Below are 12,196 nucleotides of genomic sequence, written 5' to 3'. Positions count from 1 at the left end.
TGTGTCGTTACTTGACTATTTCCGCTCAGAAAAGAAAAACAGTGCGTCTCTTGCAAAAGAGCGATTGCAAATAATTGTCGCACACGAACGTTCTCAGCGTGGAACACCTGAATACCTACCACAATTAAAACAAGATATTTTGGATGTAATTCGAAAATATGTGAACGTTAATAGTGATGCAGTGCAGGTACAATTTGATCAGAATGAAGACGACCTAGCTGTATTAGAGCTAAACGTAACTTTACCTGACGAAGAAAAGAAATAACTGAAGAATGGGCGCGTTAAGCGCCCTCTTTATAACTAACAACTACTAAAATATTAACCTTTTAGGTATCCCACTCTTTTAAAGCTTCTTTAATAAAGCTATAACGCCAAGAGCTCAATAAATCTGGCTTTATATGTGTCTTTTTTTGCTCTGCCGTCAACTTCCAATTCCAGCTAATTAATTGATTTACTTGTTTTTTAGATGCTAAAACATCCTCAGGAATATTATTAGCTTTAGCAACTTTCGTTATTTTTTGCTTAATATCTTTTGCCGTTTGTTTATAATTAGGAAAATCGATTAAACGCTTCAACACTTGCGGGTGCTCGTCAACAGCAATTGCTTTAGCTTTTTCTATACACTTTAAAATCTCAACCCCTGAGCGATTAACTTCAATCGATTCTACACCCGGTATTTGACGCAATGAATTTAAACTAGATGGCCCTCGCTTAGCGATTTCGGTCATGTTATGTTCTTTCAACACAAAATTAAGAGCAAGGTTTTTACGTATTGCTTTATTACGGCGCCATATTGCTAGCTCTTTTAATACAGCTAATTCATGTGGTTTTAACTGCCAAGCATTTTTAATATCTTTATAGAGCAATTCATCCGGTGTTTGAAAAGCCCGTTTATTAGCAATTAATTCGCTCTCATCCAAAATAATCTCAAACAAATCAGCTTTGTTAATGCGATCGATAATTAATTCAAAGCACGGTAATAAATGAAATGTATCAGCGGCAGCATAATCAAGTTGCTTTGTAGTTAGCGGTCGTTGTAACCAATTGGTACGTGATTCGCTTTTATCTATTTCAATACCTAGGAGTGTTTTAACCATAAGGGCAAACCCCATACAGTTTCCTTCACCAAGCAATTGCAAAGCAAATTGAGTATCAAACAATGGTGCAGGAACAAACCCAGCATATTTTTGAAATACTTCAATGTCTTCAGATGGTGAATGAAGCACTTTTAAAACTGCGGGGTCTTTTAAAACCTGCCAAAAATCAAATAACGAGAGCTCAGCTAAAGGATCGATAAGTGCTAGATGCTCACCGTCAAAAACCTGAATGAGTGCAACTTCTGGATACAAAGTGCGACGACGCATAAACTCGGTATCAATAGCTAATATAGGCTTATTTTGGATCTGCTCAACAAAGGTATCAAGCTGAACTTGTGTTTGAATTAATTGATATTGCACTTAGTCTCCTACAATAAAAAAGCCGGCTAATGCCGGCTTTTTTATAGTTTTCTAATCTTTCAAGGCTCGTCTGAGTATTTTACCTACGTTTGTTTTAGGTAACTCATCCCTAAACTCAACGAGTTTTGGAACCTTGTAATTAGTTAAATTATCACGACAATGGTTTATTATATCTTTTTCAGTTAAAGAAGGGTCTTTTTTAACAACAAAAACTTTAACTTGTTCACCGCTGACATCATGAGGAATACCAACAGCCGCCACTTCAAGCACACCGTCGTGCATTGCAACAACTTCTTCAATCTCATTTGGGAAAACGTTAAAGCCAGATACTATAATCATGTCTTTTTTACGATCTACTATATAGAAGAAGCCTTCATCGTCATATGTAGCAATATCACCTGTTGCAAACCAACCGTCTTGTAAACATTCGGCTGTGGCATCTGGGCGCTTATAATAGCCAAGCATAACCTGAGGGCCTTTAACGCATAATTCGCCAGGCTCACCTTTAGCTGCCTCTACACCATTCTCAAGCATTAGCTTAATGTCAGTATTTGGTGCAGGTAAACCAATAGAACCGTTATAAGACTCTAAGTCGTAAGGGCTAATTGTAACAAGTGGAGCACATTCAGTAAGGCCGTAGCCTTCCATCAGTTTTGACCCCGTCACTTTTTGCCACTTTTCAGCAACAGGACGTTGAACCGCCATACCACCACCTAACGACATTTTTAGGTGGCTAAAATCAAGTTCATCAAAACCTGGTGTGTTTAGTAAACCATTAAATAATGTGTTAACACCGGTGATTGCTGTAAATTTAGTTTGGCTTAACTCTTTTACAAAACCCGGCATATCACGCGGATTAGTAATCAATAAGTTTAAACCACCATATTTCATGAACGTTAAGCAGTTAGCCGTAAGTGCAAAGATATGGTAAAGCGGAAGTGCAGTAACAACCACTTCTGTTCCACGGTTTAGTACCTTATCTAAACAACCAGTCACCTGCTCAAGGTTACCCACCATATTACCATGGCTCAACATAGCACCTTTAGATACACCGGTCGTACCGCCTGTGTATTGTAAAAATGCTAGGTCAGATAAATTTAATTCAGGGCGTGTGTAAGCATTTTCGTCAGCGTTTAACAAATCTGAAAATTTAATCGTGTTTGGTAAGTTGTATTTAGGCACCATTTTTTTAACGTGCTTAACAACAAAGTTAACAATGTGCTTTTTAAAGCCACCCACCATGTCACCAACTTGAGTAACCACGATGTGTTTAACGTCTGTTTTACCTAAAGCCTTTTCAAGAGTATCTGCAAAGTTTGCAAGAATGAAAATGGCGCTTGTGTCTGAATCTTTTAACTGATGTTCGAGCTCACGTACAGTGTATAAAGGGTTAACGTTAACTACCACACACCCGGCGCGTAAAATACCTAAAATAGAAATAGGTGTTTGTAATAAGTTAGGCATCATTACGGCAACTTTGTCGCCTTTTTTGAGTCCCAAATCATTTTGAATATACGAGGCAACTTTTTTAGTTGCTGTGTCTATTTCTTCATACGACAACGTTTTACCCATGTTTGTGAATGCAGGTAAATCTTTGTAATCAGAAAAACTTTTTTCGAACACTTCGAGTAACGAGTTGTAATGCTCAGGATCGATTGTTTCAGGCATACCTTCTGGGTAGCGCTTAAGCCAGATTTTTTCCACTCTTAGCCCCTGTTTATAGTTATATTTTTATTAACCTTAATCTAAGTAAGGCACTTTAACAATTGAGCAAATACTCTAATGCGGGAATAATCCCACATTTAACGTCAATATACAATTAACGTGCACCACTTTGCACCATAAATGCTTGAATGTGTTCATAACATTCTTTGCTACTTTGCATATGGCAATGGTGCCCACCCTCCACATTAACTACACTCAAGTCATTGTAATAATTAATATATTTTTCTAAATTTTGTTTTACAAACGCGTAACCTTGGTTACCTAAAATTAATTGGCATGGTGCAATTAATTCTTTTATTGCACCAATACATTGCACTTCATCAAACCTAAAACCTGAATGATTTTTGAGCTTAGGATCGGTTGTTAGTGCAAAACCCTTAGAGACTGTTTTGATATTTCGTTCCATCAATAGCGAAATTAATTCAACATCTAAGTCGGTTGTTTTAGACCGTGCCTCGTAAATATCTTTTTTACAGGGATATATTCTTGTTTTTTTATTATGCGTTCTTGCACGATTAAGCACAGCATTTTTTAGTTGCTCCGTAACTTCCTCGCTGGGTGTTGTTACGCAGCCAATACCCTCAATAAAATTTACCGATTTAACCATTTGACTAAAGCAACTGGCGAAAAAACCCGCGACCATAGCTCCCATAGAATGCCCGACTAAATGAACTTTGTCAGCACCAATGGCTTCAATAAATTGATAAACATCATCGATGTAATCAACAAAATAGTAATGAGCGTCATCACTGCGCCACGATGTTAAACCATGTCCAGAAAAATCAATACAGTACCAAGTTTGCTCTGGCTTTTGGCCATCAAGCATGGGCTTAAAACTATTACAATTATCTAACCAACCGTGAAGTGCTATTACTACCTCTTCACCAGAGCCTATTTTTAAACCATGAATATCTAAATTACGTGTTTTAATATTAAATGGCCGCACATAAACCCCTTTTTATTTTTTTAAATTTATAACATACAAGTTGTCAGACCACTAAATAGTTTCACTAAATGTTTGTTATTTTAGTCGCTGAGGCTACAACTGCAACCTAGAAGAATAAATAAAAACCGTCATTTATTCATAATGTTATTTTTAATTTAGCTCGACTATTATGTGTGTTTTTTTTGTTATTTGGTGTTTCCTAATAGATATTTTAAGGCTTTACAATAATTTTTACGCACAATAATCAGCTTATATATAGCTAAATCATCATTTGTCGCAATCTATTAATTTATTTATCATAGTTAAGGTATACAATAATTTAGCTATTAATAAAGTACACTCAAAAGGTACATAAAACATGAAAAAACAATTAAGTGTGTTAGCTCTAATGTGCACTGCATCTGGTGCAATGGCCGAAACTGCACCTAAAAATGTAATTTATATGATTGGTGATGGCATGGGGCCTGCTTATACTACTGCTTATCGTTATTTTAAAGATGACCCCACTACAAAGTCTGTTGAGCAAACCGTTTTTGATACCATGCTGACAGGAATGGCGCGTACTTACCCTGAAGATCACACAGTTGTAACCGATAGCGCCGCAAGTGCGACAGCGTTGAGCAGCGGGCATAAAAGTTATAATGGTGCAATTGCCGTAGATACTGATAAAAAACCACTTAAAACAATGCTTGAAATCGCTAAACAGCGAGGCATGACTACAGCCCTATTAGCTACATCACAAATAAACCACGCTACACCAGCAAGCTTTGCCGCTCATAATGAATCACGTAATAATTACGACGAAATTGCTAATGATTATATTGATAATAAAATTGCAGGCAAACTACCCGTTGACCTAATGCTGGGTGGTGGTACTAAATACTTTATTCGAGACGATAGAAATTTAGTTGACGAATTTAAAGCCGCGGGTTACCAGTATGGTGACGATATTCAAAACCTTGATCAAATTACGCAACTTCCAGCTATTGGTTTATATGCCGCTAAAGGCTTACCTTTTGCCTTAGACGAAAACCCAACAAGGTTAACTAAGCTTACTTCTAAAGCACTCGACCTTCTAGACAATCAAAATAAAGATGGTTTTTTTGTAATGATTGAAGGTAGCCAAATTGATTGGTGTGGGCATGCAAATGATATAGCCTGTGCCATGGCCGAAATGGATGACTTTGCATCTGCTATCGAAAAAGCTAAAGCGTATGTTGATAAAAATAAAGATACTTTATTAGTTATAACTGCTGATCACTCTACAGGAGGCTTAACATTGGGTGCGCACGGCCAATATAAGTGGGAAGCAGATGTTGTGCATGGCGTAAAAGCAACAGCGGGTACAATTACACAACACTTACTTGAGTCTGATGATTTAAAATCAGTGTGGAATAAATATACCAGCATTGCATTTACCCCTGAAAACAAAATAAAACTTGAGCAAGCTAAATCTATGGGTGACAAAGCACTCAACTTAGCCGTTAAAAGTATTATTAGTGACACAAGCTTTACTGGATGGACTACGGGTGGCCATACTGCAGCAGACGTACAAGTTTTTGCTTATGGTAAAGGGAGTGAACAATTTGTTGGCTCTCAAAATAATACAGATATAGCTGATAAGTTAATACACTTTATAGAACAGTAAAATACGTATAAAGCAAAAAAAACCGAACAATGTGAAGTGACCCCCAATAGTTGGACAATCCAATTACTGGGGGTCTTTTTATGTCCAAGTACAAAAGAATATTTAAGTTAAAGCTCGCACAACTTGCTGAGCAGGAAAACTCTGAAGCATTAAGTAGAAAGTACAATATTAGCGCTCGGCTTATTCGTTATTGGTTTCAGGTCTACCTGCTTAATGGGTCAAAGAGTTTTATCCATAAACAGTTACCTTATTCAGGCGAGTTCAAAATTCATGTGCTCGAGACGATGGAAATTAATGATTGGTCTTTGGGTTATACTAGCGCCTATTTCGACTTATCATCCCCAGGTATTTTATTTCAATGGCAAAAGCTTTATGCTCACGGGGGTATAACCCGACTAAAACCACAGAAAAAAGGTAGGCCTCGCGTGACGAATCATTCTTCAACTCCTAAACCATCAGCAGACATGTCTGAAAAAGAGCTCAGGGAAGAATTGGATTATCTACGTGCAGAGAACGCAGTCTTAAAAAAGTTAGAAGCCTTGGCTCAGGCCAGAAAGAAAAAAGCAAAGACAAAACGATAGTTGTCGAAGAGCTCAAGGCAAAATACAGCTTACAACACTTATTAAAGGTCACAGGGCTTCCCAAGAGTGTGTATTATTACCATCGTAATACACTGGTTCAGCCCTGTTCCAACACTGACTTATGCGAAAGAATACGTGATATCTATCACAAGCACAAAGGACGATACGGCTACCGTAGGGTAACTTGCACGCTAAGAGCAATGGGTTTGATGGTTAATCATAAGCGCGTGCAACGCTTGATGGGCGAACTTGGCTTGAAATCAAAAGTCAGACCTAAACGCTACACCTCTTACAAAGGTGAAGTCGGTAGAATCGCTGAAAATGTTCTCAAGCGTGAATTTACGGCAAAGAAGCCCAATCAAAAATGGGTGACCGATGTCACTGAATTTAAAGTCAATGGAGAAAAGGTATACCTGTCACCGGTAATAGACCTATTTAACCAAGAAGTGGTCAGCTATGAGGTAAGGACATCTGTCACGCTACCACTAGTGACTGACATGCTTAAAGCCGCAACAGCAAAGCTGTTGAAGCATGAGAGACCACTCGTCCACTCAGACCAAGGTTGGCAATATCAAAATAAACGATATCAACAACACCTGAAAAAGCATGGGCTAATTCAAAGTATGTCTCGAAAAGGAAACTGCTTAGACAATGCCGTTGCAGAAAACTTCTTCGGCATATTAAAAACTGAGATGTATCACAATGAGACGTTCAAGGACGCAAATGAACTCATTGAAAACATCAAAGAATACATCGATTATTACAACAACGAACGCATTAAGCTAAAACTAAAAGGCCTGAGTCCGATACAATATCGAAATCAGGCCTTGGTTGCCGCTTAGAAATGAGTCCAACTTATTGGGGTCACTTCAATGTTCGGTTTTTTTATTAAAGGTTGATTACTTTTAAGCGTAAATATCTACCCCAATTAAATTTTGTACTTCAGCTCTGCGTTCTAAATTTGCAAACTCAGTATAGGTAGAAATGGCTTTGCTATTTTTTGCACTAGGCTGGTCGTAAATTGTTTGGCTGAAGTTATCACCCTTTGCGCTAGTTTTGAACAATCGATTAGCAAGCTCAACGCCCTCGGCACTGGTTTTTACATAATCAGTATTTGTTTTTTGATCAGCAGCTTGATCTGCCAAACCTTGTGGTCTTGCAGTTACTCCCTTAGCAGGGATTACTCTACCAGGAATATCACCTGTAAAAAAACCTGAGCCAATAGGCAGCGTCATCACGCTTCTCCAACCTTAAACATAACTAAAATTATGATTTAAAAACAATCAATTTGCAAATTAACGCGGTACTGTTTTATTCGCGCCCTGGTAACTTTTTCCATGTTACGGTATCACGAACGTACTTTGGTTGGGCATCACTTGCTTGAACGCCCTGGCCTGCAATAAATGCGGCATCAACAAAGGCAAGCATAAAACGTGCATCTGGTAACGTTATGTCTGTATTAATAGTGATGTTTTCAAAGTTTGCTAATGCATCAGGGTACGTTTTAAAACCTGTGCCTACTGCAACTGATGCTTCGTTACTCGTTATATACTCATTAGTTAAAAGTTCAGGTTTAATAACACACTCGTTATTAACTAATTCCATTAAACCATTATTTTCTTGGTATTGTGCAAAGTAAATTTCACCCATACGCGCATCTATACTTGGAAAAACAAGTGAGCTGTTGTTTTGCTCGTATGCTTGTTGCGCCATAACAGCCAATGTAGAAACACCTACCAATGGTAAATTAGTTGAGTACGCTAACCCTTGAGCTATAGCAACACTAATTCTTACGCCTGTAAAACTACCGGGCCCTTGGCCAAAACCAATAACATCCAGTTCTTTTAATTTACAATTTGCTTTGGCCAAAAACTCATCAATCAAAGGTAGAATTTTTTGACTATGCTGCTGAGGGCACTCTTCAAAATGATGAAATGTCTCTCCCTTATAATGTAAAACAAGTGATAGTGCTTCTGTTGAAGCATCAAGGGCAAGAATATTACTTTTGATCATTTTATTACTCTAATTAATTTGTTGTAAAAATGTATTAGCGACTTCTAAGCTTCGCGTACGACGCATTGCAGGTAAGCTTTTTAAGAACACTTGACCATATTGGCGTGTTACTAATCTATTATCACATATAACAAGCACGCCTTTATCTTTGCTATCACGAATTAATCGCCCTACACCTTGCTTTAAGGCAATAACTGCTTGTGGTAATTGGATATGTGCAAATGGGTCTTTTCCCTGCATTTGGCAATCCTGCATTTTAGCTTGCAACAAGGGATCGTCTGGCGCTGCAAAAGGCAATTTATCTATAATAACACAGCTTAATGTACTGCCTCTCACATCTACCCCTTCCCAAAATGATGCCGTACCGAGTAGAACTGCATTACCATGGCGGGTAAATTTTTCTAAAATAATCCGCTTAGACATTTGCCCTTGCATATAAACGGGGTAGTCTATTTGCGTTGTGAGCCCCTCTGCAACTAAATGCATCATACGGTAACTTGTAAAAAGCACAAAACAGCGCCCTTGCGCTGATTTTATAAGCTCAAGGGTTAATTTTACAATAGCATGAGGCATATTATCAGCATGCGATTCTGGCAAGTATCTTGGCAAACACAATAATGCTTGGTTTGGGTAATCAAACGGGCTGTCAACCATCATGCTTTGTGCTGGTTTTAGCCCTAAGCTTGCATTAAAGTGGTCAAGCTTATTATCAACCGAAAGCGTTGCAGAGGTAAACACAAATGCAGCACCGGTGTCTTGCATCATTTGTGAAAATTTTGCTGATACATTTAACGGCGTAATATTTATAGTTAAAAAGCGCCGTGTTGTCTCATACCAGTAACTAAAACCAGTTTGTGCTGTATCAAAAACCCGCTCTAATTGACCTTTAAATGCTAAAGCCCGTTCAAACGGGTGTTCTATTTTATCGCTTCTGTCTAAGCATAGTTTTAGTACTTGATAAACAAAGTCCAAATCGCTAATGACACGATGCAGTGCTGCACATATTTGCTTATCGCTAAGCTTTTCTCGCCAATCACCTCTACTGCCATCGACACCAAACTGCAAGCGTAAATCAGCTACACTGGTCTCTAATTTATTCAAGCTTTTACCAAGTTGTAACATATCAGGAATTTCAGCTCGGTATATCGCGCGTAAATCGTTAATTAAATCCACCAGCTTTTTAGTACTTACACTTTCACCAAAATAGTCGCTGGCAATTTCGCTTAGTTGGTGAGCTTCATCAAAAATATAAGCGTCGGCTGTGGGCATCAATTCAGCAAAGCCACTTTCTTTAACAGCCATATCTGCAAAAAATAAGTGATGATTAATAACAACAACGTCAGCTTCAGCAGCAGTTAAACGCGCTTTTCGTATGTAACACTCTTGAAAGTCTGGACACTCTTTACCTAAACAATTATCTGCAGTGGAGTTCACATAAGGTAAAACTTTGGCGTCATCTTCTATACCAATACAATCAGCTAAATCGCCTGATTGTGTTTCACTTGCAAATTTAGCAACCATGGCAAGTTGATGCATAACATCGGAATCGTCTGTAGGCACATGCGCAACATGTTGATTTAGCCTGTAAGTACATAAGTAATTAGCGCGACCTTTTAGTAAGGCCGTTTTTTTTGTAGCACTGAGTGCCTTTACTAATTGTGGTAAATCACGATGATACAGTTGCTCTTGCAATGCTTTAGAGCCAGTAGAAATAATTGTTCTACCCTTAGACTTAAGCGCGGGTGCCAAGTAAGCGAACGTTTTGCCCGTACCTGTGCCGGCCTCAACAACGAGTTGGGAACTGTTTTTTAACGCTTGGGCAACTGCAACGGCCATATCAATTTGCGGTTGACGTGGTGTGTAGCCATCAAAAGATAACGCTAAGGGGCCGGTTGCACTAAACAATTGTTTGATAACAGCAATCACATTTTAAAAACAATAGCGCGATTTTACGTAAGGCTGTAACCAAGGGCAAGCAAATCCCCCTCCTAACAAAATATAAAAAATTAAAATTAAGTAATAAAGACTGCAAAAGGAGCAATACATATAAAATATTTACTTACCAATATTTGAAAAATCGAGAGCTAAATGCGGGTAATAGTGATCACAATTTTTGTTAATGAGGGCCGTTGGCATTGCCACAAATTGACCATGATCTTTTAAATACTCCATATGCTTTTCGCCGTCAGCAGTAAATTGATGAAATAAAGAGTGGTTTACTCCATCAAATTCTAATGGCTTTATATTAACGAGATCACACAGCTCTTTATTAAAGGCAGGTGTTGATTTCACCCACTTTCCCTCAATAAACTGCTCTACATAAGCGTGCATTGTAAACACATCATTTTTTAGTAACTTGTCTAACTTAGGTGTACTTAAATGATTACGAACATCTGCCAAACCCAAGCGGGCAGGAATATTAATAGCTCGGCTCAATGCAATTTGTAATGATGCCTTTGGAATACAGTATGCTGCTTTATTGTCTAAGCAATAGTCACTACTAAGTGACTTTGCCCCATCTAAAAGTGTAAAAGGATCATATTTAATTCCATCTCTTACAAGATAATAAATTGATACGGCCTTAGTACGTTCGTCATGGCCTTTAACATTTTTCAACCAGTTATTTATTTCACTGTGCTTTTGATTAAAATAAGCATCATTTTGTATATACTGCTGCAAACCATTCCCCTTTGTGACTCTGATTTTTATAAATTAAAATATTTAAAATGCATTTAATATTAAATAAAACAACTTTAAAACAGTCACTTAAAAAATAACCGCTATTTAAAGTAGGTTTTAATGTTACTAATACAAAAATTAAAATAATATGTCTGCACGGGTACTTTTAACAGTCCGATTGGGCCAAATGAAATTATGAAAAATATAGCAATTATTGCCTACGAGGGATGCTGGGCCGTCAGCGTATTATTAGCTAAAGACTTTTTTACCATTGTTTCGTTACTCGACTCGCATTATTTATTGCCTCAAAGTTATAACGTAGAAATAGTTACAACAGACGGTGCACCTATAACAAGCTCAAGTAATTCAATTGTTGTTGCCGATAATTCGCTTTCTGACAAACCGTATGATTTAGTAATTATTCCACCAATTGAGGGCTCTAAATTAAAGAGCATGCCCTCTAGCAGTATATTAATAATTGAATGGTTAATACCTAAAATCAATAGTAGCACGTCTATTCTCAGCTTGAGCACTGGTTCTTATTTTTTAGCCGCCACAGGCGAGTTAAATAACACAGCCATTGCAACTCATTGGAGTTTGGTTAAACCATTAAGAAAACTATTTCCCGACTGCCAGTTTATTAATCATAAATCGTATTTAAAAATGGGAAGTATCTATACAACGGGCTCTTTTGAGGCGGGAATAAGTGTACTACTAGAAATAGTTGCAAAAGACAAAGGCGATCGCTTTTCCCAGCAATGTGCCACACATTTACTTATTTCTGACTCTGGTAAGTTAAATTTTGCATTACCAAAATATAGTAGCCACAGAGACGAAAAAATTAGTGAAGTGCAAGACTGGATCTATAATCACTCAAGCAGCGTAATCACAATCGTTGAGTTAGCAAAATACTTTAATTTTAGTGAACGCAATTTAAAGAGGCGATTTACGCAAGCAACCGGTATATCTATAAATAGGTACGTGCAAGAAGTGAGAATAGACAAAGCCAAAAAACTGTTACTATCTACAGATAAAACCGTAAACGAAATATCAATTAACGTAGGCTACGAAAACAGCAGTTTCTTCACCCGCCTGTTTAAAAAAAACACAGGGATAACACCCGCAAAGTGGCGTAAAAATGAATAAT

General features: G+C 37.7%; 12 protein-coding genes. 5 read left to right on the top strand and 7 right to left on the bottom strand.

Annotated features, from left to right (window positions below):
• Position 1: 1 nt before the first annotated feature.
• The gene (gene minE, locus PS1M3_RS19410; protein ID WP_006793461.1) at positions 2-265 is read left to right on the top strand and encodes a cell division topological specificity factor MinE; all 264 of its coding nucleotides are present in this window, start codon (positions 2-4) and stop codon (positions 263-265) included.
• A 61-nt stretch (positions 266-326) separates the two neighbouring features.
• On the opposite strand, the gene rnd is transcribed toward minE, so the two are convergent.
• The 3 genes from rnd to PS1M3_RS19395 all read right to left on the bottom strand — a co-directional run bounded on the left by rnd (position 327) and on the right by PS1M3_RS19395 (position 4,128).
• A complete protein-coding gene (gene rnd / locus PS1M3_RS19405) occupies positions 327-1,457 on the bottom strand; it encodes a ribonuclease D (RefSeq protein ID WP_203987559.1) in 1,131 nt (376 codons plus the stop codon).
• Positions 1,458-1,508: 51 nt separating this feature from the next.
• Positions 1,509-3,161: a long-chain-fatty-acid--CoA ligase FadD gene (fadD, locus tag PS1M3_RS19400; protein WP_203987557.1), complete on the bottom strand. Its 1,653-nt coding sequence runs from the start codon at positions 3,159-3,161 to the stop codon at positions 1,509-1,511.
• Positions 3,162-3,276: 115 nt separating this feature from the next.
• Positions 3,277-4,128, bottom strand: coding sequence for an alpha/beta hydrolase (locus tag PS1M3_RS19395; RefSeq protein WP_203987554.1), 852 nt, complete (start codon positions 4,126-4,128; stop codon positions 3,277-3,279).
• A 358-nt stretch (positions 4,129-4,486) separates the two neighbouring features.
• Between PS1M3_RS19395 and PS1M3_RS19390 the strand changes: the two genes are divergently transcribed.
• The 3 genes from PS1M3_RS19390 (at position 4,487) to PS1M3_RS19380 (ending at position 7,199) form a co-directional block, all read left to right on the top strand.
• Positions 4,487-5,776, top strand: a complete 1,290-nt coding sequence (locus PS1M3_RS19390; protein WP_203987551.1) for an alkaline phosphatase — start codon at positions 4,487-4,489, stop codon at positions 5,774-5,776.
• Between the two features lie 80 nt (positions 5,777-5,856).
• Positions 5,857-6,357: a transposase gene (locus PS1M3_RS19385; RefSeq protein ID WP_203987548.1), complete on the top strand. Its 501-nt coding sequence runs from the start codon at positions 5,857-5,859 to the stop codon at positions 6,355-6,357.
• Entirely contained in the window at positions 6,267-7,199 is a 933-nt protein-coding gene (locus PS1M3_RS19380) for an IS3 family transposase (protein WP_203988066.1), read from the top strand. The genes PS1M3_RS19385 and PS1M3_RS19380 overlap by 91 nt, the downstream gene beginning before the upstream one ends.
• A 63-nt stretch (positions 7,200-7,262) precedes the next feature.
• Here the strand turns inward: PS1M3_RS19380 and PS1M3_RS19375 are convergent, their stop codons facing one another.
• The 4 genes from PS1M3_RS19375 to PS1M3_RS19360 form a co-directional block, all read right to left on the bottom strand.
• On the bottom strand, positions 7,263-7,592 hold the full coding sequence (locus PS1M3_RS19375; RefSeq protein ID WP_203987546.1) for a hypothetical protein: 330 nt from the start codon (positions 7,590-7,592) through the stop codon (positions 7,263-7,265).
• Positions 7,593-7,668: 76 nt separating this feature from the next.
• Positions 7,669-8,370, bottom strand: a complete 702-nt coding sequence (gene tsaB / locus PS1M3_RS19370) for a tRNA (adenosine(37)-N6)-threonylcarbamoyltransferase complex dimerization subunit type 1 TsaB (RefSeq protein ID WP_203987544.1) — start codon at positions 8,368-8,370, stop codon at positions 7,669-7,671.
• Between the two features lie 9 nt (positions 8,371-8,379).
• Complete coding sequence (locus PS1M3_RS19365; RefSeq protein WP_203987542.1) at positions 8,380-10,296, bottom strand: ATP-dependent DNA helicase; 1,917 nt, start codon at positions 10,294-10,296, stop codon at positions 8,380-8,382.
• Between the two features lie 129 nt (positions 10,297-10,425).
• A complete protein-coding gene (locus PS1M3_RS19360; protein ID WP_203987540.1) occupies positions 10,426-11,049 on the bottom strand; it encodes a transglutaminase-like domain-containing protein in 624 nt (207 codons plus the stop codon).
• Between the two features lie 195 nt (positions 11,050-11,244).
• Here PS1M3_RS19360 and PS1M3_RS19355 point away from each other — a divergent pair, with 195 nt between their 5' ends.
• The gene (locus tag PS1M3_RS19355; protein ID WP_203987538.1) at positions 11,245-12,195 is read left to right on the top strand and encodes a GlxA family transcriptional regulator; all 951 of its coding nucleotides are present in this window, start codon (positions 11,245-11,247) and stop codon (positions 12,193-12,195) included.
• The last annotated feature ends 1 nt before the right edge of the window (position 12,196 follow it).

The organism is Pseudoalteromonas sp. PS1M3 (assembly GCF_016865405.1).
GTDB classification, from domain to species: Bacteria; Pseudomonadota; Gammaproteobacteria; order Enterobacterales; family Alteromonadaceae; genus Pseudoalteromonas; species Pseudoalteromonas marina.
The sequence above is the reverse complement of the archived record's forward strand: the minus strand, read 5'-3'. Positions and strand labels throughout refer to the sequence as shown.

Excerpts from the sequence above, each read along its gene's own strand:
- PS1M3_RS19390 (WP_203987551.1), top strand. The coding sequence starts at position 4,487 with ATGAAAAAACAATTAAGTGTGTTAGCTCTAATGTGCACTGCATCTGGT.
- PS1M3_RS19385 (WP_203987548.1), top strand. The coding sequence starts at position 5,857 with ATGTCCAAGTACAAAAGAATATTTAAGTTAAAGCTCGCACAACTTGCT.
- PS1M3_RS19375 (WP_203987546.1), bottom strand. The coding sequence starts at position 7,592 with ATGACGCTGCCTATTGGCTCAGGTTTTTTTACAGGTGATATTCCTGGT.
- tsaB (WP_203987544.1), bottom strand. The coding sequence starts at position 8,370 with ATGATCAAAAGTAATATTCTTGCCCTTGATGCTTCAACAGAAGCACTA.
- PS1M3_RS19355 (WP_203987538.1), top strand. The coding sequence starts at position 11,245 with ATGAAAAATATAGCAATTATTGCCTACGAGGGATGCTGGGCCGTCAGC.